Origin of the sequence: Glutamicibacter soli (assembly GCF_052322135.1) — a bacterium.
GTDB lineage: Bacteria > Actinomycetota > Actinomycetes > Actinomycetales > Micrococcaceae > Glutamicibacter > Glutamicibacter soli.
Genome location: NZ_CM125969.1, coordinates 3,033,552 through 3,058,837, shown reverse-complemented (window position 1 = coordinate 3,058,837; position 25,286 = coordinate 3,033,552). Strand labels below are relative to the sequence as shown.

The 25,286-nt window shown below is 65.3% G+C and carries 28 protein-coding genes; 15 read left to right on the top strand and 13 right to left on the bottom strand.

What is annotated here, in order from left to right; translation table 11 throughout:
- The first annotated feature begins 2 nt into the window (after nucleotides 1-2).
- Nucleotides 3-869 carry a metal ABC transporter permease gene (locus tag ACTX90_RS14500; RefSeq protein ID WP_438590683.1) on the top strand — a complete coding sequence of 289 codons (867 nt, stop codon included), beginning with the start codon at nucleotides 3-5 and terminating at the stop codon, nucleotides 867-869.
- A gap of 110 nt (nucleotides 870-979) precedes the next feature.
- Here ACTX90_RS14500 and phnE read toward each other — a convergent pair whose 3' ends face one another.
- Genes phnE through ACTX90_RS14480 form a run of 4 tightly spaced genes read right to left on the bottom strand, consistent with a single transcriptional unit; the run spans nucleotide 980 to nucleotide 4,786 of the window.
- Entirely contained in the window at nucleotides 980-1,855 is an 876-nt protein-coding gene (gene phnE, locus ACTX90_RS14495; RefSeq protein ID WP_082123979.1) for a phosphonate ABC transporter, permease protein PhnE, read from the bottom strand.
- The gene (locus ACTX90_RS14490; protein WP_047120057.1) at nucleotides 1,852-2,613 is read right to left on the bottom strand and encodes a phosphonate ABC transporter ATP-binding protein; all 762 of its coding nucleotides are present in this window, start codon (nucleotides 2,611-2,613) and stop codon (nucleotides 1,852-1,854) included. The genes phnE and ACTX90_RS14490 overlap by 4 nt, the downstream gene beginning before the upstream one ends.
- Complete coding sequence (locus tag ACTX90_RS14485; protein WP_047120056.1) at nucleotides 2,614-3,543, bottom strand: phosphate/phosphite/phosphonate ABC transporter substrate-binding protein; 930 nt, start codon at nucleotides 3,541-3,543, stop codon at nucleotides 2,614-2,616.
- Nucleotides 3,544-3,589: 46 nt separating this feature from the next.
- Nucleotides 3,590-4,786: a TIGR03364 family FAD-dependent oxidoreductase gene (locus tag ACTX90_RS14480; RefSeq protein ID WP_047120907.1), complete on the bottom strand. Its 1,197-nt coding sequence runs from the start codon at nucleotides 4,784-4,786 to the stop codon at nucleotides 3,590-3,592.
- Between the two features lie 168 nt (nucleotides 4,787-4,954).
- Here ACTX90_RS14480 and ACTX90_RS14475 point away from each other — a divergent pair, with 168 nt between their 5' ends.
- Complete coding sequence (locus ACTX90_RS14475) at nucleotides 4,955-5,725, top strand: GntR family transcriptional regulator (RefSeq protein WP_047120906.1); 771 nt, start codon at nucleotides 4,955-4,957, stop codon at nucleotides 5,723-5,725.
- Nucleotides 5,726-5,746: 21 nt separating this feature from the next.
- Nucleotides 5,747-6,436 carry a phosphonatase-like hydrolase gene (locus tag ACTX90_RS14470; protein ID WP_443442290.1) on the top strand — a complete coding sequence of 230 codons (690 nt, stop codon included), beginning with the start codon at nucleotides 5,747-5,749 and terminating at the stop codon, nucleotides 6,434-6,436.
- 61 nt (nucleotides 6,437-6,497) lie between these two features.
- Here ACTX90_RS14470 and ACTX90_RS14465 read toward each other — a convergent pair whose 3' ends face one another.
- A complete protein-coding gene (locus ACTX90_RS14465; RefSeq protein WP_047120905.1) occupies nucleotides 6,498-7,181 on the bottom strand; it encodes a metal-dependent transcriptional regulator in 684 nt (227 codons plus the stop codon).
- A 188-nt stretch (nucleotides 7,182-7,369) separates the two neighbouring features.
- Between ACTX90_RS14465 and ACTX90_RS14460 the strand changes: the two genes are divergently transcribed.
- Nucleotides 7,370-8,266 (top strand): ribokinase, encoded by an 897-nt coding sequence (locus ACTX90_RS14460; protein ID WP_047120054.1) that lies wholly within the window; start codon nucleotides 7,370-7,372, stop codon nucleotides 8,264-8,266.
- Nucleotides 8,267-8,334: 68 nt separating this feature from the next.
- Complete coding sequence (locus ACTX90_RS14455; RefSeq protein WP_120990909.1) at nucleotides 8,335-9,180, top strand: oxygenase MpaB family protein; 846 nt, start codon at nucleotides 8,335-8,337, stop codon at nucleotides 9,178-9,180.
- Here ACTX90_RS14455 and ACTX90_RS14450 read toward each other — a convergent pair.
- On the bottom strand, nucleotides 9,165-9,656 hold the full coding sequence (locus ACTX90_RS14450; RefSeq protein ID WP_047120053.1) for a DUF6328 family protein: 492 nt from the start codon (nucleotides 9,654-9,656) through the stop codon (nucleotides 9,165-9,167). The two genes, ACTX90_RS14455 and ACTX90_RS14450, sit on opposite strands and share 16 nt — an antisense overlap.
- Before the next feature lie 306 nt (nucleotides 9,657-9,962).
- On the opposite strand from ACTX90_RS14450, the gene ACTX90_RS14445 reads away from it, so the two are divergent.
- Nucleotides 9,963-10,358, top strand: a complete 396-nt coding sequence (locus ACTX90_RS14445) for a hypothetical protein (RefSeq protein WP_047120052.1) — start codon at nucleotides 9,963-9,965, stop codon at nucleotides 10,356-10,358.
- Nucleotides 10,359-10,430: 72 nt separating this feature from the next.
- Here the strand turns inward: ACTX90_RS14445 and panD are convergent, their stop codons facing one another.
- The 3 genes from panD to ACTX90_RS14430 all read right to left on the bottom strand — a co-directional run bounded on the left by panD (nucleotide 10,431) and on the right by ACTX90_RS14430 (nucleotide 13,184).
- The gene (panD, locus tag ACTX90_RS14440) at nucleotides 10,431-10,853 is read right to left on the bottom strand and encodes an aspartate 1-decarboxylase (protein ID WP_120990905.1); all 423 of its coding nucleotides are present in this window, start codon (nucleotides 10,851-10,853) and stop codon (nucleotides 10,431-10,433) included.
- A 100-nt stretch (nucleotides 10,854-10,953) separates the two neighbouring features.
- Nucleotides 10,954-12,504, bottom strand: a complete 1,551-nt coding sequence (gene hutH, locus ACTX90_RS14435) for a histidine ammonia-lyase (RefSeq protein ID WP_443442289.1) — start codon at nucleotides 12,502-12,504, stop codon at nucleotides 10,954-10,956.
- Between the two features lie 107 nt (nucleotides 12,505-12,611).
- Nucleotides 12,612-13,184, bottom strand: a complete 573-nt coding sequence (locus ACTX90_RS14430; RefSeq protein WP_047120049.1) for a DUF3060 domain-containing protein — start codon at nucleotides 13,182-13,184, stop codon at nucleotides 12,612-12,614.
- Nucleotides 13,185-13,519: 335 nt separating this feature from the next.
- Between ACTX90_RS14430 and ACTX90_RS14425 the strand changes: the two genes are divergently transcribed.
- Both ACTX90_RS14425 and ACTX90_RS14420 read left to right on the top strand, forming a co-directional pair.
- Nucleotides 13,520-13,750 (top strand): hypothetical protein, encoded by a 231-nt coding sequence (locus ACTX90_RS14425; protein ID WP_047120048.1) that lies wholly within the window; start codon nucleotides 13,520-13,522, stop codon nucleotides 13,748-13,750.
- Between the two features lie 217 nt (nucleotides 13,751-13,967).
- Complete coding sequence (locus ACTX90_RS14420) at nucleotides 13,968-14,477, top strand: Dps family protein (RefSeq protein ID WP_047120047.1); 510 nt, start codon at nucleotides 13,968-13,970, stop codon at nucleotides 14,475-14,477.
- A 109-nt stretch (nucleotides 14,478-14,586) separates the two neighbouring features.
- Here the strand turns inward: ACTX90_RS14420 and ACTX90_RS14415 are convergent, their stop codons facing one another.
- The 3 genes from ACTX90_RS14415 to ACTX90_RS14405 are packed head-to-tail and all read right to left on the bottom strand — an operon-like array spanning nucleotide 14,587 to nucleotide 17,088.
- A complete protein-coding gene (locus tag ACTX90_RS14415; RefSeq protein ID WP_047120046.1) occupies nucleotides 14,587-15,372 on the bottom strand; it encodes an IclR family transcriptional regulator in 786 nt (261 codons plus the stop codon).
- 52 nt (nucleotides 15,373-15,424) lie between these two features.
- A complete protein-coding gene (locus ACTX90_RS14410) occupies nucleotides 15,425-16,189 on the bottom strand; it encodes an SDR family NAD(P)-dependent oxidoreductase (RefSeq protein ID WP_220124889.1) in 765 nt (254 codons plus the stop codon).
- A gap of 8 nt (nucleotides 16,190-16,197) precedes the next feature.
- The gene (locus ACTX90_RS14405; protein ID WP_047120045.1) at nucleotides 16,198-17,088 is read right to left on the bottom strand and encodes a fumarylacetoacetate hydrolase family protein; all 891 of its coding nucleotides are present in this window, start codon (nucleotides 17,086-17,088) and stop codon (nucleotides 16,198-16,200) included.
- A gap of 174 nt (nucleotides 17,089-17,262) precedes the next feature.
- Here ACTX90_RS14405 and ACTX90_RS14400 point away from each other — a divergent pair, with 174 nt between their 5' ends.
- The 7 genes from ACTX90_RS14400 to ACTX90_RS14370 all read left to right on the top strand — a co-directional run bounded on the left by ACTX90_RS14400 (nucleotide 17,263) and on the right by ACTX90_RS14370 (nucleotide 24,479).
- A complete protein-coding gene (locus ACTX90_RS14400; protein ID WP_047120044.1) occupies nucleotides 17,263-18,576 on the top strand; it encodes an L-fuconate dehydratase in 1,314 nt (437 codons plus the stop codon).
- Nucleotides 18,577-18,581: 5 nt separating this feature from the next.
- The gene (locus ACTX90_RS14395; protein WP_047120043.1) at nucleotides 18,582-18,920 is read left to right on the top strand and encodes an L-rhamnose mutarotase; all 339 of its coding nucleotides are present in this window, start codon (nucleotides 18,582-18,584) and stop codon (nucleotides 18,918-18,920) included.
- Nucleotides 18,913-19,920, top strand: coding sequence for an aldo/keto reductase (locus ACTX90_RS14390; RefSeq protein ID WP_047120042.1), 1,008 nt, complete (start codon nucleotides 18,913-18,915; stop codon nucleotides 19,918-19,920). Before ACTX90_RS14395 ends, ACTX90_RS14390 begins: the two co-directional genes overlap by 8 nt.
- Entirely contained in the window at nucleotides 19,917-20,777 is an 861-nt protein-coding gene (locus ACTX90_RS14385) for an amidohydrolase family protein (protein WP_443442288.1), read from the top strand. Before ACTX90_RS14390 ends, ACTX90_RS14385 begins: the two co-directional genes overlap by 4 nt.
- An 89-nt stretch (nucleotides 20,778-20,866) precedes the next feature.
- The gene (locus ACTX90_RS14380) at nucleotides 20,867-22,375 is read left to right on the top strand and encodes a sugar ABC transporter ATP-binding protein (protein ID WP_047120040.1); all 1,509 of its coding nucleotides are present in this window, start codon (nucleotides 20,867-20,869) and stop codon (nucleotides 22,373-22,375) included.
- The gene (locus tag ACTX90_RS14375; protein WP_443442287.1) at nucleotides 22,372-23,415 is read left to right on the top strand and encodes an ABC transporter permease; all 1,044 of its coding nucleotides are present in this window, start codon (nucleotides 22,372-22,374) and stop codon (nucleotides 23,413-23,415) included. The genes ACTX90_RS14380 and ACTX90_RS14375 overlap by 4 nt, the downstream gene beginning before the upstream one ends.
- A gap of 80 nt (nucleotides 23,416-23,495) precedes the next feature.
- Nucleotides 23,496-24,479, top strand: coding sequence for an ABC transporter substrate-binding protein (locus ACTX90_RS14370; RefSeq protein WP_047120039.1), 984 nt, complete (start codon nucleotides 23,496-23,498; stop codon nucleotides 24,477-24,479).
- Nucleotides 24,480-24,598: 119 nt separating this feature from the next.
- On the opposite strand, the gene ACTX90_RS14365 is transcribed toward ACTX90_RS14370, so the two are convergent.
- Nucleotides 24,599-25,273, bottom strand: a complete 675-nt coding sequence (locus ACTX90_RS14365) for a FadR/GntR family transcriptional regulator (protein ID WP_047120038.1) — start codon at nucleotides 25,271-25,273, stop codon at nucleotides 24,599-24,601.
- Between the last annotated feature and the right edge of the window lie 13 nt (nucleotides 25,274-25,286).

The following is a 25,286-nucleotide window of genomic DNA, read 5'->3' as shown; positions in this document are numbered from 1 at the left end:
TGATTGAACTGCTGGTCGAACCGCTGACCTACACTTTCATGCTCCGCGCGCTGGCCGTTACGATCATCGCCGCGGTGCTGTGCGCCATCCTGTCCTGCTGGCTGGTGCTCATCGGCTGGTCGCTGATGGGCGACGCCGTCTCCCATGCGGTGCTCCCAGGCGTCGTGCTGGCCTACATCGTCGGGGCTCCCTTCGCGCTGGGCGCCCTGGTGTTCGGCTTCCTCGCCGTCGCCCTGATCGGAGGAGTGCGCGATACCTCCAGGCTCAAGGAGGACGCCGCCATCGGCATCGTGTTCACCACGCTGTTCTCCTTCGGCCTGGTGCTGATCTCTGTGACGCCGAGCCAGGTGGATCTGAACCACATCATCTTCGGCAACCTGCTGGGCGTTTCAGCTGCGGACCTGTGGCAGGTGCTGATTATCGGTGCCATCACCTTCATGATCCTGCTCCTCAAGCGCAAGGACTTCACTCTCTATGCGTTCGACCCCACCCATGTGCACGCTCTGGGCATGAACCCGAAGCTCATGGGCGCGGTGCTGCTGGGCCTGCTGGCCATGACCTCGGTGGTGGCGCTGCAGGCAGTCGGGGTGATCCTGGTGGTCGCCATGCTCATCATCCCGGGTGCCACCGCGTACCTGCTCACCGACCGCTTCGGCACCATGCTGGTGATCGCTCCCGTGCTGGCCGCGTCCGGCGGGGTGCTCGGCGTCTACGTGAGCTACTACCTGGACGCCTCCACCGGCGGCATGGTGGTGCTGGCGCAGGGTCTGATCTTTGTTGCGGTCTACCTCTTCAGCCCGCGCCAGGGCCTGGTCGCCTCGCGGCTGGCGATCCTGCGCCGGCGCAAGGCGCTGTCGACGGCCGGCTAGTTCGGCAAACGCACTGCGGGTGTCTACTCCCGCCCAGCACAACGCAGCACCGCCCCCGAACTCGTTCCAGTTCGGGGGCGGCGCTGCGTTGTTCCGGCAGGTGCCGACGGTTAGACGGCCAGCTTGCGGCGGATGAAACCGGAGGCCTGGTCGACCACGATGATCAGGATCAGCACGATGATGATGTGGGTCAGCATGGTGTCGAACTGGAAGGACTTGATGGCCTGGTTGATCAGCAGGCCGATGCCGCCGGCGCCGACGAGGCCCAGGACCAGCGAGGAGCGGACGTTGACGTCAAAGCGGTAGAGCAGCAGGCCGACGAACTGCGGGATGACCAGCGGCAGCGAGCCGTGGGTGATCTGCTGCAGGCGCGAGGCGCCCGCGGTGGCCAGCGCGTCCTGCGGGCCCTGGTCGGTTTCCTCCATGGACTCCGCCCAGAGCTTGCCCATCACGCCGGTGTTGTGGCAGATCAGCGCCAGCACGCCGGCGAACGGGCCCAGGCCCACGGCGGTCACGAAGATCAGCGCGAACACGATGTCCGGCACCGCGCGGAAGAAGGAGAGGATGGCGCGGGAGATCTGGTAGGCCACCGGGTGCGGGGAGGTGGTGCGCGAAGCCAGCACCGCCAGCAGCAGCGCGCTCGGGATGGACAGCGTGGTGCCCAGCAGGCCGATCCACAGGGTCACCAGCGTGGCGTCCAGGCCGGGCTTGATGACTTCTTCCCAGTCGAGGTTCGGCGGGAAGGCGCCGGAGACGAAGCGGGCCATGCCCTGCCAGCCGTCGACCAGCAGCGTCGGGTCGAAGTCGGTGCCGGCCACCGCGAGCAGGTGCAGCACCACGATCACGGCGGTGGCCGTGCCCCACAGCATGGCCTTGCGCCCGCGGTGCGGGTCGGCGGGAACTGGCAGCTTGGCCGGGGCCGGCGTGCGGACGGAAGCGGACTCCAAGGCGGTGTCCAGCGGGCGGGGAGGAGTCTGGATGCTCATGCCGCGTTCCTTTCGGGGGAGTAGAGGGTGTCGAGCACATTCTGGTTCAGGGAGGCGACCGGGCCGTCGAAGGTGATGCGCCCGTGCATTAGGCCGATCGCGCGGTCAGCGTGGCGCAGCGCCAAATCCGGCTGGTGCAGCACCGCGGCCACCGCCAGGTTCTCGTTGTGGGCCAGCTCGGCGAGCAGCTCCATGACGTGCTCGGCGGCGTTCGGATCCAGCGCGGAGACCGGCTCGTCGGCCAGCAGCACGCTGGCGCGCTGGCACAGGGCCCGGGCCACTGCAACGCGCTGCTGCTGTCCGCCGGAGAGGCGTCCCACGCGGTCCAGCGCACGGTCTGCCATGCCTACGCGTTCTAGGCAGCCCATGGCTTCCTCACGCAGTTCGCGGGAGAAGAACAGCGGGGAGACCGAGGCCAGCGAGTTGACGCGCGCCAGCGCTCCGGCGCAGACGTTGTCCAGCGCGGTGCGGCGCGGGACCAGATGGATCTTCTGGAAGACCATGGCGGCCTTGCTGCGGGCCAGCTGCAGCTGGCGTCCGCTGAACTCGGAGAGCTGGGCGCCCTCCAGCTCTATGCGCCCGGCATCCGGTTCGGCCAGCCCTGCCACGCATTTGAGCGTGGTTGACTTGCCCGAGCCGTTGGCGCCGAGGAAGGCAACCAGCTCGCCGCGCTTGACCTCGAAGTCCACGTCGTCCAGGACGCGGCGCCCGTTGTAGGACTTGGCCAGCGAGCTGACCTTCAGTGCTGCCTGTTCCATTTAGATGTCCTTCTCGGTCAGGCCCATTTCGGAGGCCAGGTCGAACAACGGCTTGTAGGTTTCCTTGGTGACTTCCAGCAGCGGTCCGGCCGGGTCCACGTCCAGGAACTTGCCGACCTGCTCGATGTCTTCCTTCGGCAGGTTCAGCAGGGCGTCCTTGACTGCCTTCTTCAGTTCCGGATCGGCGTCCGGGCGCACGGTGATCGGGTCGTTCGGGATCGGCTCGGAGGTCCAGACCTGGCGGAAGTCCTCCGGGTTGAAGGTGCCTTCGGCCTTGGCGGTGGCCAGCGTCTGGGTGTTGATCTGGGCCGCATCCACGGTCCCGTTGACCAGGGCCAGCAGCGCCTCGGGGTGGCCGCCGGCGTAGTTGATGTTCAGCTCGTCTTCCGGAATGCCCGCGGTCTTCAGCGCGTAGCGCGGGAGCACGTCGCCGGAGGTGGAACCGACCCCGCCCAGGGCCAGGTCCTTGCCGCGCAGGTCGTCCACGGTCTTGATGTCGGAGTCCTTCGGGACCCAGATGCCCGCGGTGTAGGTGCTCAGCTTGCCGTCGGCGGTGCCGAAGGAGACCATCGGCTCGGCGCCTGCCTGCTCGCTGGCGAACACGTAGCCGACCGGGCCGAACTGGCCCAGGTCCAGCTTGCCGTTGCGCATGGCCAGGACTTCTGCGGAGTAGTCCTCCACAACCTGGACCTCGACCTCGCAGCCGAGTTCGCGTTCCATGGCGTCGGCCAGCACTCCGTAGGCCGGTTCCAGCTTGGCCGGATCCTCGAACGGCTCGATGCCGAAGTTGATCGGGCCGTCGGCGCAGTAGGCCGGGGCGCCGGAGGCCTCGGTACTGGTGCTGCCGTTGGCCTCGGAAGCGCCGCAGGCGGTGGTGGCCAGCAGACCGACGGCGACAACTGCCAGGGGAAGTGCGCGGGAAAGCTTCATGGGGATGCTCCTGTATAAGAAAAGTCTGTTGCGAGTGGGGTGGTGCTTAGCGGGCCGCGGCAGCCAGCGGCTGTCGGGCGGTGAGACGGTCGGTGACATTGCGGTCCGCCAGGCCGAAGGACAGGGTCATGCCCACGCCTGCGGTCACCGAGACCACGGTGACGCCGGGGACGACGTCCGCGATCAGCAGCGGGCCGACTTCGCTGGAGGCGTAGACGCCCTGCCAGCGCTCTTCGATTTCCAGTGGGGTGTTCAGGATCTTCTCGATGCTCTGCAGCAGTGAGGTCGAAGTGGTCTCCTTCAGGAACGGGGGTTGGGTCAGGTCGTAGGTGTGCGAGTCGCCCAGCAGCAGCGAGCCGTCCGGCCGCTGGGTGAACATGACGTTGGCTTCCACCTCCAGCAGGTGGGGCTGGTTCTCGCGGACTTCCGCGCGCAGCTTGGCGGCGGAGGGGACCTCGGTGAACGCCTCGTAGCGCAGCATCGAGGTGGCGGTCAGCACCGCCGGGCCGAGGTCCAGCGGCTGGTCCGGGGTCGAACGTGCCATTTGCAGGGCGCAGCGGCGGACCTTGTGGTCTTCGGCCAGCTGCGGGAAGAGGTAGTCGACGTCATGGCCGACGCAGACGAACACCTGGTCCGCCTCGATGGGGCCGCGGCTGGTCTCGATGCGGGCGCGGCGGGCGGAGCCGGCGCCGAAGCCCAGTGCCGCGGTGTTCCACAGCACCGATCCGCGCTCCTGAGCATCCAGCCAGGCGGCCAGCTTCGCCACGGTGGTGCGCGGGTCGACGCGCAGGTCGTCGCGCAGCCGGGCGCCGCCGGCGATTCCCTCGGTGGTGTCTCGGCCGAGCACGCCGGCGACCTCGTCGGCGGAGAGCAGGGTGATCTGCCCGGACTCGCGCACCGCGGCCAGCTCGCTGAGCACCTGCAGCTCGGTGTAGGTCGCGGCCACCACGACGGCCCCGGCCTCGGCGGCCCAGAAGCCTGCGCGCCGGGAGTAGTCGAGCCATAGCGGACGGCCCGCCTGCGCGATGTCGTAGAGGTCGCCGGACTGCGCGGTGATGCAGGCGTGCCCGAAGTTGCGCACCGAAGCGCCGACGGAGCGGTGGTCGCGGTCGATGACGGTGACGGTGTAGCCGGCGTCCAGTGCGCGGGCTGCGTGGGCCAGGCCGATGATGCCTGCGCCGACCACCAGGACGTCGGTCTGGATCGGCTGGGAAGCGGTGGGGAGGGAAGTGTTTTCGTTCATCACGGAATTGATCATCCGTGGCCTGGCCGGGCGATTTCAAGCCAGATTGGCACTTGTTCAGACAAGTTTCCCGAGTGTTCAACTTGGTTAATTTTCGTTAACCTAAGCTTCACCCCGAAGCCGGAAAAACCACTGATTTCACGCCGGATCCACTTGTATGATCAAGTGGTGATCCAGAAAAAGAACCAACCCAAGCACCAGGTGCTGGCCGCGGATCTGCGTGAGCGGATCGCCTGCGGGCAATGGCTGGAAGGGGACCCGATTCCCAGCGAGACGGAGCTGTGCGCCCTGGCGAACGCTTCACGGGGCACCGTGCGCCACGCCCTGGCTACGCTGCGTTCCGAAGGTTTGATCGCAGGCGGCCAGGGCAAGCCCCCGGTCGTTGCCCATGCGGTGCGCTCGCAGTCCTTCAGCACCTTCATGTCCTTCACCGAATGGGCGCATTCGGTGGGACGCGTTCCCGGCCAGCGCACGCTGGAACTGGCGCGCCGCCCCGCCGGGGACGAAGCGGCCGGGCAGCTGGGGCTCGCCCCGGGCACGATGATCGTCCAGGTGCTGCGCCTGCGCCTGCTGGACGGCACCCCGGCAATGATCGAACGCACCAGCTTCGCCCCCGACGCCGGACGGCTGCTTTTCGACTTCGACACGGATTCCGGGTCGATCTTCAACTACCTGCGCGGGCAGGGTGTGGACCTGAGCCGCGGCAAGCACATCATCGATGCGGTGGCCGCCGACGGCGAGGACAGCAGGCTGTTGGAAGTGCCTGCCGGTACGCCGCTGCTGCGCGAACGGCGCATCACCTCATCCGGGTCAGGCGAGGTCAAGGAATATTCCGATGACCGCTACCTGCCCCACCTTGCAAATTTCACCATAGAAAACACCAGCGAGGAACGCGCGGCATTCACCCGCGCGCCAAGCATGGCTTTCCAGAGCTTCTAACCCAACCCAAGGAGAAACACCGTGATTGAACTGATCGTTTGCGACATGGCCGGAACCACCATCGATGAGCACGCCGATGTCTACCGTGCGCTGGAGAACAGCGTGCGCGAAACCGGGGCGGAGGTCACTGCGCAGAACCTGCAGACCTGGATGGGCGCCGAGAAGCGCGAAGCCATCACCGCGTTGATCACCCTGGGCGGCGGCGTGCCCGAGAAGCAGCTGGTCGACGCCACCTTCGAGCGTTTCCGCGAGCTGCTGTTCTCCTACTACGAGCAGAATCCGCCGGTCGCGCTGCCGGGTGTTGTCGAAGCCTTCCGGAAGCTCTCCGCCCAGGGCGTCAAGATCGCCTTGACTACCGGGTTCTCCCGCGACGTCGCATCGGTGATCCTGCCGCAGCTGGGCTGGGCCGCAGGCGAGGGCGAACTGCTGGACGCAGTGGTCACCGCGGACGAAGTGGCCGCCGGCCGTCCGGCACCGTACATGATCCACCGCGTGATGGAACTGACTGGAATCCGCGACGTGCGCAAGGTAATCGCCGCCGGCGACACCGTCAACGACCTGCAGGCAGCCAAGAACGCCGGCGTCATCGCCGTGGGCGTGCTGACCGGCAAGCTGGGGCGCGAGGACCTCGAGGTCCACGAGCACGATGTGATCCTGGACGGCGTGGCCCAGCTTCCGCAGTTCATCGCCCAGCTGGAGGTCAAGGCCTAGACTTCGCCAGCCGGAGCGCGGCGGCCGGGGAACCATCTGCGGTTCCCCGGCCGCCGCTCCGCTAAGCTCGACCGATCACCGAGACCCAGACGGCGCTGGTGGCCCGCTGGCCCAGGCGCAGCGGGGCCCCGGTCTTGGGGGAGGCCACCTCGACGGTGTCGGAGAAGGCGTCTCCCGGCTGGATGGACAGCCGTGCGCCAACGGTGATCCCGTGGTCGGAGAAGTACTGCAGCAGCTGGGAATCGTCATCCGAGATCCGCTCGACCTGCACCTGCGAACCATCGGTGATTTCCGTGAGCGAGACCGCCTTCGGGATGCTGATCTGCCCTTCCGCGGTGGGGATGGGATCCCCGTGGGGGTCGCGGGATGGATGGCCGAGCAGCTCGTCGATCCGCGCGATCATGAAGTCGGAGACCGCGTGCTCCAGCTGTTCTGCCTCGTCGTGGACCTGGTCCCAGCGGTAGCCGAGCATCTGCACCAGGAAGGTCTCGATCAGGCGGTGCCTGCGCACCATGGTCACCGCGTAGTCGCGCCCCAGATCGGTGAGGTTCACCGCGCCGTAGGGGGCGTGGTCCAGCAGCCCCTGCTGGCGCAGCTTGGACAGGGCCCCGGAGACCGTCGAGAGCTTCATGCCCGCCTTGCCGGCGATGACGCTGGCGGTCACCGGCTCCTGGGACCACTCGGCCAGGCCGTAGATGATTTTGAGATAGTTCTGCGCGCTGTCCGAAAGCTGATTTACCGACACGCTTCCCATGATAGTCAACGCTCGGCCGTCACGGCCAAGATCCTAGGGCAGCCATTCGCGCGGTCCGGTTCGACACCGCCGCGGACCGGTCATAGGCTTGAGTGTCACATGCTGCATCCTGGCGGCGAATTTTTCTGGTGGCGGGGCCCACGACGGCCCCCGGGAACGGCTGAAAGAGCAAGGCAACCATGCAACATCCACAGGTCACGATCGTCGGTTCAAGCAATGTGGACATCACCGCGCTGATGGCTCGACTGCCCGGGCCGGGGGAAACGGTACTGGCGGATTCCTACCAGCTCACCCCCGGCGGCAAGGGAGCCAACCAGGCGCTCGCCGCCCGGCTGGCCGGCGCGACCACGGAATTCATCGGTGCCGTCGGCCGTGATGCCCATGCCGAGGTGGCGCTGAGCCAACTGGCAGAGGCCGGTGTGCTGCTGGACCGCGTGGCCCGCACGACCCACCCGACCGGGGTGGCCATCATCCAGGTCGACGCTGCCGCGGAGAACTCCATCGCCGTGGTGCCAGGGGCCAATGCCCAGGTCACCGGCGATGCCGTATCCTCCCTCGGCGAGCTGCGCGGAATCCTCGTGCTCCAGGGTGAAATCCCTGCCAGCGGCATCACCGCGGCCATGGATGCCGCCAGCGACCGCGTGGTGCTGAACCTTGCACCGGTCATCGAGCTGCCGCGCGAGTACCTGCTGGCCGCGGACCCGCTGGTAGTCAACGAGCACGAGGCGGCGCTGGTGCTGGCACTGCTTGACGGCACCAGCGAAGTAAGCACCGAGAGCGAACCGGTGATTGCCCGGAAACTGATCGACCACGGGGTCTCCTCCGTGGTGGTGACCCTCGGCGCCCAGGGGTGCCTGGTTGCGCAGGGACAAGGGATTGAGCAGCTTGCCGCAGTCAAGGCGGATGCGGTCGACACCACCGGAGCCGGAGATGCCTTCACCGGTGCGCTCGCCGCCAGGATTTCCCAAGGCGACGACCTGGTGAAAGCGGCCGAATTCGCTGGCAAGTTCGCCGCGCTGACGGTGCAAGCCCATGGCGCGCAGTCCTCATACCCGCGCAGCCTGGAGAACCTCTAGGCTTGGCACCGACGTGAAGCGGAGGGTGTTATCAGGACGCTGACAGGTGAGCCCCGTAGGCTCGAAGGGTGAATCCCCAACCCGAGCCGCAGCCGCTTCCTCGCGACCAGCTGGCCAAGGCCGCCCCCGAATCCGCGCTGCTGCTGGGCGCCGGCCGGGCGATCCTGCTGCAGCTGGCGCATCCGCAGATCGGCCGGGCCATCGCGGAGCATTCGGACTTCGCCTCCAACCCGCTCTCCCGGCTGCTGCACACCCTGGGCTACATCTACGCGCTGAGCAACGGTACCGCCGAGCAGCAGCGCACCATCATCGACTATGTGGATGAGGCGCACCGTCCCGTGCACGGGACGCGGGACAAAACCACCGGCGCGCCCGCCTACTCGGCGCTGGATCCGCGGCTGCAGCTGTGGGTTGCCGCCACGCTGTTCGACTCGGCTCGGGTGATCGGCGCGCAGGTCCTTCCCGCGTGGGATAAGAACGCGAGCGCGGAGTTGTACCTGCAGTACGCCCGGCTGGGTGATGCGCTGCAGATGCCCACCGACTTCTGGCCGCGCAGCGAAGCCCGGTTCAACGACTATTTCGCCGGGATCACGGCGGACCTCCAGGTGACGGAGCAGATCCGCACGCTGGCCGATGAGCTGTTTGCCGGTTCCCGCGCACCGTGGTGGATCAGGGTGGCGCTGCCGCTGATGCGCGACGTGACCATCGCGCAGCTGCCGCCCCCGGTGCGCGAGCAGTTCGGATACGAGCTGACCCGCAAGGTCGAGCTGCGCAACCGGATGATGGTGCGAGCCGCCTGGGCGGCCTCCCGCGTCCTCCCCAAGGCCATTCGGCACCTGCCCATGAAGCTCATGCTGCGCCATGTGGACCGCATGGCGGCCAGCATGAAGACTCGGTCTCAGCCCTCGTCGTAGGATTCCGGCATGCTGCCGCGGGGAGTGAGCAGCCGTGGCAGCAGTACCAGCAGGAACAATGTTGCGAGCATCAGGCCGCCCCCGACATACACCGAGACCGGCCATCCGACCAGCACCTGGATAACGAACCAGACGCTGCCCGCCACGAGCAGTCCGGCACTGATACCCACGACCTTGACCACGCGGTGGCCCAGCAGCACGGTCGTCGCTTTCAGGCGCTGGCCGAAGAGGTAGCGGTGGACCAGCACCGGCACCAGCATCAGCACGATCAGCAAGGCTGAGAACACGAGCAGTATGACGTAGAGGATTTCCTCCACATCGGTGAGCATGGTGAATCGCGCCTGGAACGGCAGGATCACCAGGAACGCGGCCAGAATCTGAACCCCGGTCTGCATGACGCGGGTTTCTTGGAGGATTTCGTTCCATTGGCGATGCGGAGCCTCGGGGGAGTCATCCGGATGGACGTTATTGGACATTGCTTCTCCTTCTCTCGCACCCGAGCATTTTGAGATCGGCCACCTAGCGTTTGATTCTACTCAGCGACTGTTTGCCGCGGCGGGATCCGCACCGCAGGCTTCGGAATTACGATCGTTGCCGGCGGCAGGAAGTTCTAAAGAATAGAACATATGTACTAATAAATAGAGTAGAGTCTAGATATGTTCGAATTGCTTCGCGGAGTGCTGGGGAAGGGATTCGGCGCGGACGGGCTGGCGGAAAGCCCGGCAGGCTGCGGAATCCACCGGGCCTGGATCTGAGCAGAGCGGAAGGGAGCGGGGAGCCTCATGAGCGCAGCAGGCAATGAGATCGGATTCAACGATGTGGGCGGCGGCCCGCCCGGAGATTCCTCGTGGGTGTGGGCCATGCCGGCCACCGGCATGAGGTGGTGCGAGTGCGGCGAGGGGCACGAGCTGAACCGGGAAATCATCTGGAGCATCTCGCGCCAGCTAGGCCTGGAGCGCCGCCGCGAGCTGAGCTACGCGGAGCTCTTCGAGCTGGTCATGGAAGTCTGGCGCTACGACGAGGTGTGCAGCTTCTTCAGGATGGCCGTCGATGACGCCATCGACCGCGTGTACGGCCGGCATGCCAGGCGGTATCCGATGGTCAGCGCCCTGGACATCATCGGCTACTTCTCCAAGCGCTGGCAGGGTTGCCCCGAATTCGACTGCGACGGTTCGTAGGCTCCCGGAACGCGCAGCAGGCCGCCGGCTGATGCCGGCGGCCTGCTTGGTGCCTGAAGCGATCCCCGGGGGTCAGCGCCCGGTGACCAGCGCGAACGGCGGAGTCTGGACGTCATCGCCCAAGGCCACCGCCGGGTCGTCGCCCAGGTGGATGATCTTGTTGTCCGCGTCGACGTGCACCACGCTAGGTACGTAGCTGCGGGCTTCTGCGTCTTCCATCTGCGCGTAGCTGATCAAGATGACCAGATCGCCCGGGTGGACTAGATGCGCCGCCGCGCCGTTGATGCCGATGACGCCACTGCCCGGCTCGCCGGCAATGGTGTAGGTTTCCAGCCGAGCGCCGTTAGTGATGTCCACGATGCTGACCAGTTCGCCCGGGAGGATGTCCGAGGCCGCAAGCAGCTCGGAATCAACCGTGACCGACCCGACATAGTGCAGGTCCGCCTGGGTGACCGTGGCCCGGTGGATCTTGGATTTGAACATGGTCCGTTGCATACGATGTTTCTTTCGTGGTTTGGATGCCGTTTCCCGACAATCAAGTTTACGCTCAATCCGGGCCGTTCGGGCGGAAATGTCGGGAAACCAACAGCTTCGGCTATCCCCGGGAAAGATAAGGCTGCAGCGCCTCGTGCACGGCACCGGATTCCAGCAGCTCGCACGCGGCCTCCAATTCAGCCGACAGGAAGCGGTCTTCGCCGGGGCCGGCGACCTTGGTGCGCAGCAGTTCCAAGACGGCACCGGTGGCCGGGCCAGGCTGCAGCGGCGCGCGCAGATCCAGCGCGCGGCCGGCGATGAGCATCTCCACGGCCAGGATGCGGCGCAGGTTCGCGACCGCGGTGCGCAGCTTGCGTGCCGCGTGCCACCCCAGGGACACGTGGTCTTCCTGCATGGCCGAGGAAGGAATCGAGTCTACGCTGGCCGGCACGGCCAGCCGCTTGTTCTCGGCAACCAACCCGGCCTGCGTGTACTGGGCGATCATCATGCCCGAATCCACTCCCGGGTCATCGGCCAGGAACGCCGGCAGCTCCCGCGAGCGGGCTGGATCCAGCATGCGGTCGGTGCGGCGCTCGGCAATCGAGCCCAAGTCAGCGACTGCAATGGCCAGGAAGTCCAGCACGTAGGCCACCGGGGCGCCGTGGAAGTTGCCGTTGGAGGTCACCTCGCCGCTGGGCAGCACCACCGGGTTGTCGATGGCCGCGGCCAGTTCTCGGGTTGCGACCATGCGGGCATGCGCGATCGTGTCGCGCACCGCGCCGGTGACCTGAGGGGAGCAGCGCAGCGAGTAGGCATCCTGCACCCGCCCGTCGCCTTCCTTGTGCGAGGCGACCACGGGGGAGTCGGAGAGGAAAGCGAACATGTTTGCAGAGCTGCGCGCCTGTCCCGGATGCGGGCGCAGCGGCTCGTGCAGCTCGGGGCGGAAGACCTGGTCGGTGCCCATCTGGGCCTCGACGCTCATGGCCGCGGTGGCATCGGCGATGTCCGCCAGCTCGTCCAGGTCCGCCAGCGCCATGAGCAGCTGACCGAGCATGCCATCGGTGCCGTTGACCAGCGCCAGGCCTTCCTTCTCAGCCAGCTGGACCGGGGTGATGCCGGCTTCGGCGAGCAACTCGGGGACCGGGCGCAAGTTGCCCTGGGCATCGGTGGCCTCGCCCTCGCCCATGAGCACCAGGGCGCAGTGGGACAGCGGAGCGAGGTCGCCCGAGCAGCCCAGCGAGCCGTATTCGCGCACGAGAGGGGTGATACCGGCGTTGAGCAGGTCGATCATGGTCTGCAGCACGACCGGGCGCACGCCGGTGCGTCCCGAAGCCAGGGTCTTGGCGCGCAGGAACATCAGTGCGCGCACGACCTCGCGCTCCACCGGAGCGCCCATTCCGGCGGCGTGCGAGCGGATCAGCGAACGCTGCAGCTTGGCGCGGTCCTCGGGCGCGATATGGCGGGTGGCCAGGGCGCCGAAGCCGGTGGAAATTCCGTAGACGGGGGTATCCGAAGAAGCCAGGGCATCAATGTGGGCGCGGACGTTGGCCAGCTCGTCGAGGACCTCGGGGGAGATCTCGATGCGGGCGTCGTGGCGGGCCACGGCGATGACATCGGCGGCGGTGGCGCCGAAGCGCTGCAGGGTGACAGTGGTCGAAAGCTTCACGGTCATGGGAATCCAATCGGTGGGAGGAGTGTTCTTGTTTCCCATTGTTCGCCAGTTTCAGCGGCGCAAGGCCGCGAATCCACCCGTACTGTCTGAAATGCCGGACAAGCCGTCTAGAAGGCCAGCTCCACGCCGTCCAGCGCGTTGCGGCCCAGCGAGTTGCTCTGGCCGCTGTCGGTGACGTGGGTGTCGCCGCTGCGCCATGCCACCACGTTGCCGACGCCGCTGACCTCCACCTGGCGCAGGCTCTTGATCGCAACAATGTTCCCCGCCCCGCTGATGGCAACGGAACGGGCGTTGTTGGCCACGATCATATTGCCAGTGCCAGTGATCGCAACATCCTTGCAGTCTCCGACGAGCAGCAGAATCTGGCCGTCCTCGGAAATATCGGTATCCTGCGAGCATTTCTTCTTCTGCGCGTGTTCCAGGATCTTGTCGAATCCCGCTTGGAAGCTGTCGCCGGCGGTTTCCTTGGGCACGGTGCCCAGGCTGCCTTCGGTGCTGGTGGGATCCTTGGGCAGCGGGGTCGCGGTGCCCTGGATGGAGGCTGTCGCGGTGGGAACGGCCGAGGCGGTCGGCGCGGGGCTTTCCTCCTGCGGCTGGATGCTCACACAGCCGGCCAGCGGGATTGCCAGCATGAGCGCGGCGAGGGTCGAAACGGTGCGTTTGGTACGTGGCGCTGGCATGCTGTTCCTTGTTCGGTTGAATGGTCGTTTCTTCCATCTTGGCCGATTCGCTGGCTCATGTCCTGTTCCACTGCACGGAAGCTTCCAGCCCGTGGCTTGGGGCAGCGGTCTTGCCTACGGGAACCGATAGGATCAATGGCTCCTGTTTCCTAGGTGAGGCCCCGGGGTTTACGGTGCATCCGGGACAATTCGGAGGCAAGGGACTATGCTGTTTGCACCATGGGGAAGCCCGTGGCCGAACGCAGCAATGCAGGGGAGGACATTTGGACAGGTACCCAATCACCGCTCACTGAATCTGCCCACGTACGGCGGGCAGCACCAACGAAGGAGAAGCCATGCCGCACAAGAAGCACTTGGGAATCGGGCTGGTCGTCGGCGGAGCGCTGGTGGCAGCACTATTCCTCTCGTTTATCTATGTGGTGCCCCACGGATCTTCCGCGGATGTTGCACCCCTTTGGCTCGGAGCGATCTGGGCAATGCTGACCATGCTCTGGGGAATCTTCCGGCTGGCCGCCGGACCCAGCAAGCTGGACCATCTTCACGGCGGAACCGATGCCGGCTCCTAGACGCGGAGCACGAAGCGCGGCGCGTCCGACCCGGACGCCCCATACAACTGAATGAAGGGTGGCGGAGTTTTCCGTCACCCTTTCTTCATGAATCCTGAATGTCTCCCGTGTGCTTCCAGGCCGGGCTTCAGTGCTGAAGGCAATGAGGGTAGCGTGCGGAATGTAAGCTGGGGAAACCCGGCAGGATTGACCCTTGAGTCTGCAAAGGAGATCATGTATGTCGAGCAAGAAGAGTACGCCTGCAAGCAAGACTTCGCTGGAGAATGCGGAACATGGATTTGTGGCAACGGAGGTGCTGCGTGATTCGCTGCAGCTTGTTCTGGTGAACATGCTGGACCTGCAGTTGGTCGGCAAGCAGATCCACTGGAACGTCGTGGGACCGAATTTCCGCGACCTGCACCTGAACATCGATGAAGTGGTGGCCATTGCCCGCCGAGGTTCGGACGAAATCGCCGAACGTATGCGCGCCTTGCACGCCACTCCCGACGGCCTCGCGTCCACCATTGCCAAGTACACGCGCATCGAGCAGCCGGTCAACACCGAGGTGCTGACCACTGACGGCGTGGACATCATGGTCAAGGCTGTCCAAGCCACCGTGGATGTCATGCGCGAAGTCCATGACCCGGTGGATGAGGATGACCCGACCACCGCAGACATCCTGCACCAGTACATCGCAGAGCTGGAGCAGCAGGCGTGGTTCCTGAGTGCTGAAACGCGCCGCCCCTAGCGCGCAGCGACCCGGAGGAATATGCCGGGAAACCAGGCCAGCGGGCCGGTCGAATCGTGTGGTATTCGGCCGGCCCGCTGCTGTCTACGGGGGAGCATGGACCGGACCGCTACTGCTTGCGGTGCCCATGCAGCCGGGCAGTCAGCTGGGCCGCGGTGGCGCGGATGGGCTCTAGCAGTTTTTCCCACTGGTCTTCCGGTATCCGGTCGCCCAGGAACGTCACCGCGACGGCAGCCACCGGCCATCCGCTCGCGTCGCGGATCTCCACCGCGAGCGAATTGAAATCGGCGGTGAGGTCCCCGCGTTCAATCGCGTAACCGCGTTGCGCGCTCTGGTCCAATTCGCGCCTCAGCTGTGCATAGCTTGAAATCGTGCTCTGCGTCTCGCGGCCCGAAAAACTCGCAGGGGTCGGATACAACGCCCGCACCTGGGACTTGGGCAGGGCGGCTAGGATGGCGCGTCCGGAGGCGACCAAGTGCGAGGGCAAGCGCACGCCGACATCGGTCACCAGCGAGGGCCGGCCCTTGGCTCGTTCCTCCACGATATACAGCACGTCCGAGCCGTGCAGCACCGCCAGATGGGCGCTTTCGCCGACCTTGTCCACCAGCTGGGCCACCAGTGGCGCGCCCAGCCGGGCCAGCGGCTCTTGCCGTGTGTAGGCGCTGGAGAGCTCGAAAGCCGCAACCCCCAGTCCGTAGGACTTGTCCTCCGGATAGTGCGCGATGAAGCCGTGTTCGTGCATGACCGTCAGCAGCTGGTAGACGCTGGAACGCGGCAAGTCCAACAACCTGGCGATCATCGCCGCGGGCGTCGGGGCCTTGCGGGACGCCAGCAAACCCAGAATCCTCAAGGTGTTGTCCGCTGCCGGGACCTTGCTGCCCACTACTGCCTCCATGGTCGAATGATGCGAAATGCCTGCATCCGAACTCTAGCAACCTATGCCGGGCTCAACCCACCGGGCGAAGGCGCAATGCCTGCATTCCGCCGTCAACCGCCAGGGCAACGCCATTGGTCGAGGAGGACAGCGGGCTGCACAGGTAGGCCACCGAGGTGGCGACTTCCTTCGCGGAGACCAGTCGTCCGTGCGGCTGCCGGGCGTTGAGCGCCTGGCGTTCGGCCTGGGGATTGGCCGCCGAATCCAGCAGCCGGCCCACCCAGGGGGTGTCGACGGTACCCGGGTTGACCGCATTGACGCGGATGCCTTCGCGGATGTGGTCCGCGGCCATAGCCAACGTCAGCGAGTACACGGCGCCCTTCGAGGCGGAGTACAGTGCCCGTTCCGGCAGGCCCGCAGTAGCCGCGATCGAGCAGGTGTTGACCACGGCGGCCGCCTGCGAATCCCGCAGGAACGGCAAGGCCGCCGAGGTGACGCGGGCGATGCCGGTGACGTTGATATTCAGCACCCGGGCCCATTCGTCATCGTCGTTCGCCTCCACGGTGCCCTGGGCACCGATGCCGGCGTTGTTGACCACTAGGTCAATGCCGCCCAGCGCGGCCGCTGCGGCCTGGACCGCTGCGTCCACCGAGGCGCGCTCGCCGACATCGCACTGGAAGGCCAGCTGCCCCTCCGGTACCGAGGAAATATCCAGGTCGAGGATGGCAGTCGACGCGCCGCGGCCAGCCAGTTCCTCCACGACCGCGGCCCCGATACCCGAGGCCCCTCCGGTCACGATGGCCCGCAGGCCCTGCAAGTCTTGAATATGCTGATTCATCGCGCTCCTTAGCGTGCGGTTTTCTGGAAGTAGTCCTGGCGCTGGCGGCCCAGGTGCTCGATCTCGAATTCCCCGATGTCTCCGTGGCTGAGATAGTCGAACCGTCCGGACAGGGCGACGCCCTCAGGGGTGCCGGTGAGGACCAGGTCCCCGGGCTCAAGCAGCATGTACTGGCTCAGGTGTTCCACGATGGAGGGCAGATCGAAGATGAAATCCGAGGTGCTGGAATCCTGTCGCACCTCGCCGTTGATCCAGGACCTGCAGGCCAGATCGTGCCCGTCCACCTCATCGGCGGGGACGAAGAAAGGGCCCACCGGCGTGGAAGCCGGCAACGACTTGCCCTTGGTCCACTGGCCGGCTTCGCCCGGCAGCTGGTAGGCGCGTTCGGAGAGGTCGTTGGCCACGACATAGCCGGCAATCGCTGCCGCTGCTTCCTCCCGGGAAGCCGCATAGCTGGTTTCCCGCCCAATCACGAAACCAAGCTCGACTTCCCAATCGTACTTCTGCGCGTCCGGCGGAATCGGGGCGCTGTCGTACGGGCCTGCGAAGGTGTTGGCGGGCTTGAGGAACACCACCGGAATCTGCGGCGGTTCGGCGCCTGATTCACGTGCATGCGCCGCGTAGTTCATGCCGATGCAGATGATGTTTCCAGGCCGGCTGATCGGCGTGCCGATGCGCTCGCCGTTCGGGGTGGTTTCGGCTCCGGGGTCCTCAAGTTTCCAGCCCAGGTCCTCCAAGTCGCCGGCGGCCAGTGCGGCACGGGTGCGCTCGATGCCTCCGGAGGCCAAGAACGCCCCGTCGATCTGCGCCGTCAGGGATGCCAGGTCGTAGGCGCGCAGTGACTCATCGAGCACTACCGGTCGTTCTTCCCCGGGGTTTCCCACTCTCAAAAACTTCATCAATGCCTCCAAGCATCCGATCATTCATGCGTTGTGGTTCACAACTTTAGTCAAAAAATAGACTTTGACAAGATAAACATATGATGTTTACGCTGTGATCGAAGATACATTGATGCACCGGTTGCATCACAGCTCGACAGATGAGATATCTGGACTTAGCCTTCGGGAGGACCCATGAGCCTAATCACCGGCTTGAAGACGATTGACGTTCGATTCCCCACGTCACGGGAGCTGGATGGGTCGGATGCCATGAATCCCGACCCGGATTACTCGGCCGCCTACCTGGTGATCAGTACCGATGACGCCGATGGCCTGGAGGGACACGGTTTCGTGTTCACCATCGGGCGCGGCAACGACGTGCAGGCCGCCGCGATCCAGGCGCTGGAGCCCTTTCTGGTCGGGCTGGATGTCGAGCAGGTGCTGGGGGATATGGGGAAGACCTGGCGCGATCTTGTGCATGATTCGCAGCTGCGCTGGCTCGGCCCGGAAAAGGGCGTCATGCACATGGCAATCGGCGCCGCTGTCAATGCGCTGTGGGACCTGAAGGCCAAACGCGCAGGGCTGCCGCTGTGGGAACTGCTCTCCGCGATGACCCCGGAGGAACTTGTCGACTTGGTTGATTTCCGGTACCTGAGTGACGCGCTGACCCGCGAGGAGGCGCTGGAGATCCTGCGCGCCGCAGAACCGGGCAAGCAGGGGCGCCGTGCCCTGCTGCTGGAACAGGGCTACCCCGCCTACACCACCACGCCGGGCTGGTTGGGATACTCCGATGCCAAACTCACGCGCCTGGCCACCGAAGCGGTGGAACAGGGGTTCAGCCAGATCAAGCTGAAGGTGGGTGCGGATCTGCACGACGACATCCGGCGCCTGCGCACTGCCCGCGCGGTGGTAGGGCCCGACATCAAGATCGCCATCGACGCCAACCAGCGCTGGGACGTGGAGCAGGCCGTTGAGTGGGTCAAGGCCCTGGCCGAATTCGACATCGCCTGGGTCGAGGAGCCGACGAGCCCGGACGACGTCTTGGCCCATGCCCGCATTGCCAAGGCCATCGCCCCCATTCCGGTGGCGACCGGCGAGCACTGCCAGAATCGCATCCTGTTCAAGCAATTCCTCCAGGCTGATGCGCTGCAGGTGCTGCAGCTTGATGCGTCGCGGGTGGCCGGGGTGAATGAGAACATCTCCATCCTGCTGCTCGCCGCGAAGTTCGGTGTCCGGGTCTGCCCGCATGCCGGCGGCGTCGGGCTGTGCGAAGCGGTGCAGCACCTGTCGATGTTCGACTTCCTTGCAGTCTCCGGGCAGCGCAAAGACCGCTATATCGAATTCGTGGACCACCTGCACGAGCACTTCCTGGAACCGATCGACGTGCATGACGGCGCCTACTGGCCGCCCAAGCTGCCGGGAGCCGGCTACGAAATCACTGCCGGGACCCTGAGCGACTACGAGTTTCCCATTGGCATGGTCTGGCAGCCGCAGAGCGTCGAGGCTTGAGACCGATGGAAGAAATTGCCCTGCACACGAGGATTAAGCCCGGTTGCGAGACCGGCTACGACGCCGCGCATGCAAGCCTGGCGCCGCGGCTGAACGCGGCGATGGCCAAAGCCGGGGTGTGCAACTGGCGGATCTGGCGCAGCGGACGGGAGCTGTTCCACCTCATCGAGGTCGACGACTATGCCCGGATGCGGCGCCAGCTGGCGCAGGATCCGCACAACCTGGCGTGGCAGGAAGAAATCAATCAATACCTCGAGGTCCAGGACGACTATTCGGGAGACGACCGGGGCCTTGGCCAGGTGTGGGACTTCGCCACCGACTACGAACGGAGCATCGATGCGTGAGGCACTGACCGCGCTGGGTTTCGCGGACCCGGGAACGGGCCGCGGACTCGGCTTCGGCGCGGCAGGAATCGGAAACCTGTACCGTGAGGTCTCCGACTTCCAAGCTTTCGATACCCTGCAGGCGGCCTACGACGCCGGCGCCCGGCACTACGACACCGCCCCGCACTACGGGCTGGGACTCTCCGAACGTCGGCTCGGCGCGTGGCTGCGGGAGAGCGGCGCGCGCGGGGAACTGGTGATTTCCAGCAAGGTCGGCCGTCTGCTCGAACCGCGGGACAACCCGCAGGGTGCGCTGGATGACCAGGGATTCGCGGTGCTGGCAGACACCGTGCGCCGCTGGGATCCCAGCGAAGCCGGGATTCGCCGGAGCGTCGAATCGAGCCTCGAGCGGCTGGGCATCGAGCAGCTGGATATCGCCTACCTGCACGACCCCGATGCCTATGACCTGCGGGAGGGGATCGAGCAGGGGCTGCCCGCGCTGTTGAAGCTGCGCGACGAGGGGCTCGTCGCGGCGGTCGGCGTGGGAACCAACAGCGCGCAGGCCGCAGGCGTTTGCCTTGCCGCCGCAGATATCGATCTGGTCATGCTGGCCGGACGCTACACGTTGCTGGAACAGCCAGGAGCGGAGCTGCTGGCCGACTGCGCCCGTCGCGAGGTGGGCGTGGTCAACGTCGGAGTCTACAACTCGGGCCTGCTGGCCCGGGCCCAGGTGCCGGAGCACGCCAACTACAACTACTCGCAGGCGCCGCAGGAACTGCTGGACCGCGCGCGGGCCATCGCATCGGTCGCCAGCGACTTCGGCACCGACCTGCCCACCGTGGCGGTGCGGTTTGCCGCATCGCATCCGGCGGTCGTCGCCCTGGTTTTGGGGGCCTCCAGCGCAGGCCAGGCAGTGGAAAATGCCCGGCGCTACGAGCGAAGCGTTGACCCTGCGGTATGGGACGCGCTGGCAGCCCGTGGCCTGCTCGATGCCAGCGCGCTGGAAATGTGCGCCCCATGATGCGAATCAACGCGCACCTGCATCTGTGGGAACTGGACGGGCCGGTGCCGCACCCGTGGCTCGGCCCGCAACTGGGCAAGCTGCATGCGGATTTCCCGGCCGTTCAGGCCGGCGACGTGCTGCGCGAGCACGGGATCGACGGAGCAGTTCTTGTGCAGGCCTCCGATTCGGAGGCTGAGACCGAATACCTGCTGGCCGCCGCCGCAACCCATGCCTGGGTAGCCGGTGTGGTCGGATGGGTCGACTTGTCGGATCCGCGTGCCGCGGAAGCTCAATTGGAGCGCTGGCTTCCCGGAGGAATGCTGGTTGGGGTGCGCCATCTGATCCACGATGAGCCTGATCCGGCCTTCATCCTGCGCCCGGCGGTGCGTGATTCGCTGGGCCTGCTGGCCGAGGCAGGGGTCCCACTGGACATCCCCGATGCGTACCCGCGGCACCTGCACCAGGCGCCGGTTCTGCTGGACGCTGTCCCCGGGCTGCGTCTTGTCATCGACCACCTCGCTAAGCCACCGTTCATCCGAGGGGCTGAAGCCATGGCGGACTGGGAACGGATGCTGCGCCTGATAGCAGCGTATCCGGCGGTGACATCGAAAGTCTCCGGCCTTGACTTCGGCCCCGGATTCAGCGCCGAGTCGGTGCGCGTCGCCATCGAGGTGGCGCTTGACTGCTTCGGCGCGGAACGTCTGATGTATGGCGGAGACTGGCCCATGACCGTGGCCGGTCACGGCTATGGGCAAAATCTGCGGGCCATTTCCTCTGCCGTGGACGAGCTTTCGCTGGCTGAGCGGGAAAGCATCTGGTCGGGGACCTGGAAACGGGTTTATGGCCGCAACCGGAGCAACGCAGAAATCATCTGACTGATCTGAACAATTCCGCGAAAAAGTCTTGCAGAGCAACCCAAAGACGGGTAATTTCAATCTAAACATCCGATGTTAGGAGGTGTGGCGTGGAGAATTTGCTGCTTGAAGTAGATGGGGTCAACAAGAGCTTCCCGGGAGTCCGGGCATTGGCCGATATGCAGTTGACCGTGCGCCACGGCGAAGTTCTGGCCCTGGTGGGCGAGAACGGCGCGGGAAAGTCAACACTCATGAAACTGCTGTCGGGCATCTACGCCCCCGACTCGGGATCCTTCCGGTTCGACGGCAGCAACGTCGACATCACGGGACCCAAAATCGCCCAGGAACTGGGGATCAGCATCATTCATCAGGAATTCAACCTGATGCAGGACCTGACCGTCGCGCAGAACATCTACATCGGCCGCGAGCCGATGCTCGGTCCGTTCATCAACGACGCAGCGCTGAACCGCCAGGCCAGCGCACTGTTCGAGAAAATCGGTGTTAACCTCGACCCGGCACAGAAAGTCGGCGAGCTGACCGTTGCCCGGCAGCAAATGGTGGAGATTGCCAAAGCGCTGAGCTTCGACGCGAAGCTGCTGATCCTGGATGAGCCGACCGCGGCGCTAAACGATTCCGAGGTGGCCACGCTGCACGCCATCATCCGCCGCTTCATCACCGATGAAACCGCCGCGATCTACATTTCCCATCGCATGGACGAGCTGAAGGCCATTTCCGACCGCATCACCGTGATCCGCGACGGCGAGTACGTCGACACCCTGGACACCGAGCAGACCACCATGCCGGAGGTCATTTCGCGGATGGTGGGCCGCAAGGTGGCAGCGCAGATACAGATGAAGCCGGTTCCGAAACTGGGCGAGGTACGGCTGTCGGTGCGAGACCTGTCGACCAAGGCGCTGCTGAAGGACGTAGGATTCGATCTCCGCCGCGGGGAGATCCTCGGCTTCGCCGGCCTGATGGGTGCCGGGCGAACCGAGGTCGCCCGGGCCATCGTCGGGGCGGACCGAATCAGCGCAGGCACGATCACCCTGGACGGCGCGGGAGTGAAGATTTCCAACCCGGCCACGGCTGCGGAACTGGGGATCGGCTACCTCTCCGAAGACCGAAAGCATCTGGGGTTGATGCTTGAAGCGGATATTTCCCAGAACATCATGCTCTCCACGCTGGGAAAGCTGAACAAGTTCGGCTTCATGCGGGACAAGATGCTCAACTACATCGCCGGGGAGCAGATCCAGCGCTTGCGCATCAAGACCCCGTCCATGCACCAGGCCGCGAAGAACCTGTCCGGCGGCAACCAGCAGAAGATCGTGATTGCCAAGTGGCTGGTCAAGGACTGCGACGTGCTGATCTTCGACGAGCCCACGCGCGGCATCGATGTGGGCGCCAAGGAAGAAATCTACGACCTGCTCGACGAGCTGGCCGCCAGCGGCAAATCGATCATCATGATCTCCTCAGAACTGCCCGAAGTGCTGCGTATGTCGCACCGCATCGCGGTCATGTCCGAAGGGCGCATCACCGGTTTCCTGGAAAGACACGAAGCCACCCAAGAAAAAATTATGGACCTTGCCACCCGCAGCAATCGAGGAGCGGTATCAGTATGAGCAACACGACCACAGAGCGTCCAACCAAGGACCTGGCTCCGAAGCCGGACTCCGGCGGGACCGCTTCCTCGGAGTTCGTACTGCGCCTGCGCTCGCGCATGCAGCAGCTGATGGCCTTGGCATCCCTGGTGGTGCTGGTGATCATCTTCGGTCTTATTAACCCCTTGTTCCTGACGCCGAACAACCTGTCCGACATTCTCCTGTCAACAGTGGTGATCGGCCTGCTGGCCCTTGGCGCCACCTTCGTGATCATCACCGGCGGCATCGACCTGTCGGTGGGCACCGGAATGTCGCTGACTTCCGTGATGGTCGGCGTGACCCTGACTTACCTGGGCCTTCCGCTGGCGGTCGGCGTACTGGCCGGTGTGCTGGCCGGCGCCGTCATGGGCCTGGTCAACGGCCTGCTGGTGTCCTACCTGCGTATCCCGTCCTTCATCGCCACGTTGGCAATGATAATGGTGGCCCAGGGGCTGGCGCTGGTGATTTCGGGAACCAAGCCGATCTACTTCAACGAAACTCCTGGATTCTCCAACTTGGCCTTGGGCAAGAGCATCCCGGGGCTGATCATCCCGAATGCCGTGTTCATCTTCTTCATCGCCGCGGTGATCGCGGGAGTGATCCTGAGCAAGACCCTCATCGGCCGCTACACCTACTCGATCGGCTCCAACGAGCAGGCCACCGCTTTGTCGGGCATCAACGTGCGCCGCTGGAAGATGTGGATCTACACCCTGGCCGGTTCGTTCACCGGCCTGGCCGGCGTCATCATCGCCTCGCGGCTGAACTCGGCACAGCCGGGGCAGGGCGCGGGCTACGAGCTGCAGGCAATCGCTGCGGTGGTCATCGGCGGCACCTCATTGCAGGGCGGCAAGGGATCGATCGCCGGAACCGTGATCGGTGCGCTGATCATGTCCGTGCTCACCAGCGGCCTGCGCATCATCAATGTTCCGCAGGAGTGGCAGTCCGTGGCTATCGGCTGCGTCATCCTGCTGGCCGTCTACGTCGACATGCTCCGTCGAAAGGACACCTCCGAAGGAAAATGACCCGTTCGGCTGCCGGACGTGTCTTCGCACCACCAACCTCTGCACTATCAACTCGCAATCACCCCACAAGGAGTACTCTGATGTTCCGCAAGAAAGCACTCGCACTGTCCGCCGCAGCCGCGCTGATGGCCCTGTCACTGACCGCCTGCGAATCCACGGCTCCGGCCGGGGACGCCAACGCGGACAGCGGGGAGAAGCCCTACGTCGCGGTGGTCTCCAAGGGCTTCCAGCATCAGTTCTGGCAGTCGGTCAAGGCCGGCGCCGAGCGGGCGGGCGAGGAATTCGGCGTCGAGGTCACTTTCGAAGGCCCGGACACCGAAAAGGACGTGGCCCAGCAGATCGAGATGCTGACCACTGCGCTGTCCAAGAATCCCGATGCAATCGGTTTCGCGGCCCTGGATTCCCAGGCAGCGACGCCTGCTCTGGAGGAAGCGAAGTCCCGCAACATCCCGGTGATCGCCTTCGATTCCGGCGTGGATTCGGACATCCCGATCGCCACCGCAGCCACGGACAACAAGGGCGCCGCGGCCATTGCCGCCGAGCACATGGCAGAGCTGATCGGGGGCAAGGGCAAGGTCGCCATCGTGGCCCACGACCAGACCTCGACCTCCGGCAAGGACCGCCGCGACGGCTTTGTCGAAGCCATCGAGCAGAAGTACCCGGACATCGAGATCGTCACCGTGCAGTACGGCGGCGGCGACCAGCTCGAGTCCGCGAACCTGGCCAAAACCATCATCAACGGCAACCCGGATCTGAAGGGCATCTACGGGACCAATGAGGGCTCTGCCATCGGCGTGGTCAAGGCGGTCGAGGAGCTGGGCATGAAGGACAAGCTGACCGTGGTCGGCTTCGACTCGGGCAAGGCCCAGCTGGACGCCATCCGCTCCGGGGTCGAGGCGGGAGCCGTGACCCAGAGTCCGGTGGACATCGGCTACCAGACCGTGAAGGCTGCCGCCCAGGCGATCAAGGGCGAAAGCGTGGAGAAGGTCATCGATACCGGCGCCATGTGGTACGACGCCAAGAACATCGATGACGAGGAAATCGCCGCGAACCTCTACGAGTAGAAGCTTCCATCTCCCGATGCCAACCGTGTGGGCTTGGCATCGGGAGGTGGTACAAACAGCCCCCGGAGATCAAATGATGCCCGGGGGTTTCGGCTGTGCTCCGATGGTCGTTCGGAAGACTAGGTCGTTGCGCGGCGCAGCCAGGTTTCGACCCCGGAGATGTGAGCGGTCACCAGGGCTCGGGCCAGGTCGGCATCGGCGTTGCGGATCGCGGCCAGGATGGCCTGGTGCTCGTCCAGCGTGCGCTGCACGGCGTTGTCCTGAGTGAGTCCACGCCACACGCGGGCGCGTACGGTCTTGCTGGACAGGGCATCCAGCAGGGTCTCCAGATACGAGTTCTTGGCTGACTGGGCGATGATCGAATGGAACTGCAGATCATGCTCGATCAGTTCCGGAAGCTCTGTTCCGGCATTGACATGGGAAATGGATTCCTCAAGGGCTGCCAGATGCTCCTCGTCCCGACGCTGGGCAGCCAGACCCGCAGCCGAAGGCTCCAGGATCCGCCGGACCTCCAGCAGCTCCAGCACGGAGCTGTCCCGGTGCAGATCCACCACGAACCCCATGGCCTCCGCCAGCAATCCCGGCTCCAGGCTCGTAACATAGGTACCGTCGCCGCGGCGAACATCCAGCACCCGGATCAGTTCCAAGGCCTTGACAGCTTCGCGCAGCGAAGAGCGCGATAGTCCGAGCTTCTCCGAAAGTTCCTTCTCGGGCGGCAAACGATCGCCGGGGGAGAGCTCCCCGTTGAGGATCATCTCTTTGATGTGCGTGATCGCCGCGTCTGTAACAGCCATACTTACCATCATA

Coding starts and splice junctions, on each gene's coding strand:
- ACTX90_RS14415 (WP_047120046.1), bottom strand. CDS start 15,372: ATGGAGGCAGTAGTGGGCAGCAAGGTCCCGGCAGCGGACAACACCTTG.
- ACTX90_RS14375 (WP_443442287.1), top strand. CDS start 22,372: ATGAGCAACACGACCACAGAGCGTCCAACCAAGGACCTGGCTCCGAAG.
- ACTX90_RS14420 (WP_047120047.1), top strand. CDS start 13,968: ATGTCGAGCAAGAAGAGTACGCCTGCAAGCAAGACTTCGCTGGAGAAT.
- ACTX90_RS14385 (WP_443442288.1), top strand. CDS start 19,917: ATGATGCGAATCAACGCGCACCTGCATCTGTGGGAACTGGACGGGCCG.
- ACTX90_RS14460 (WP_047120054.1), top strand. CDS start 7,370: ATGCAACATCCACAGGTCACGATCGTCGGTTCAAGCAATGTGGACATC.
- ACTX90_RS14450 (WP_047120053.1), bottom strand. CDS start 9,656: ATGTCCAATAACGTCCATCCGGATGACTCCCCCGAGGCTCCGCATCGC.
- ACTX90_RS14395 (WP_047120043.1), top strand. CDS start 18,582: ATGGAAGAAATTGCCCTGCACACGAGGATTAAGCCCGGTTGCGAGACC.
- ACTX90_RS14405 (WP_047120045.1), bottom strand. CDS start 17,088: ATGAAGTTTTTGAGAGTGGGAAACCCCGGGGAAGAACGACCGGTAGTG.
- ACTX90_RS14410 (WP_220124889.1), bottom strand. CDS start 16,189: ATGAATCAGCATATTCAAGACTTGCAGGGCCTGCGGGCCATCGTGACC.
- ACTX90_RS14370 (WP_047120039.1), top strand. CDS start 23,496: ATGTTCCGCAAGAAAGCACTCGCACTGTCCGCCGCAGCCGCGCTGATG.
- ACTX90_RS14445 (WP_047120052.1), top strand. CDS start 9,963: ATGAGCGCAGCAGGCAATGAGATCGGATTCAACGATGTGGGCGGCGGC.
- phnE (WP_082123979.1), bottom strand. CDS start 1,855: ATGAGCATCCAGACTCCTCCCCGCCCGCTGGACACCGCCTTGGAGTCC.
- ACTX90_RS14400 (WP_047120044.1), top strand. CDS start 17,263: ATGAGCCTAATCACCGGCTTGAAGACGATTGACGTTCGATTCCCCACG.
- ACTX90_RS14390 (WP_047120042.1), top strand. CDS start 18,913: ATGCGTGAGGCACTGACCGCGCTGGGTTTCGCGGACCCGGGAACGGGC.
- ACTX90_RS14430 (WP_047120049.1), bottom strand. CDS start 13,184: ATGCCAGCGCCACGTACCAAACGCACCGTTTCGACCCTCGCCGCGCTC.
- ACTX90_RS14365 (WP_047120038.1), bottom strand. CDS start 25,273: ATGGCTGTTACAGACGCGGCGATCACGCACATCAAAGAGATGATCCTC.
- ACTX90_RS14425 (WP_047120048.1), top strand. CDS start 13,520: ATGCCGCACAAGAAGCACTTGGGAATCGGGCTGGTCGTCGGCGGAGCG.
- hutH (WP_443442289.1), bottom strand. CDS start 12,504: ATGACCGTGAAGCTTTCGACCACTGTCACCCTGCAGCGCTTCGGCGCC.
- ACTX90_RS14485 (WP_047120056.1), bottom strand. CDS start 3,543: ATGAAGCTTTCCCGCGCACTTCCCCTGGCAGTTGTCGCCGTCGGTCTG.
- ACTX90_RS14480 (WP_047120907.1), bottom strand. CDS start 4,786: ATGAACGAAAACACTTCCCTCCCCACCGCTTCCCAGCCGATCCAGACC.
- panD (WP_120990905.1), bottom strand. CDS start 10,853: ATGCAACGGACCATGTTCAAATCCAAGATCCACCGGGCCACGGTCACC.
- ACTX90_RS14490 (WP_047120057.1), bottom strand. CDS start 2,613: ATGGAACAGGCAGCACTGAAGGTCAGCTCGCTGGCCAAGTCCTACAAC.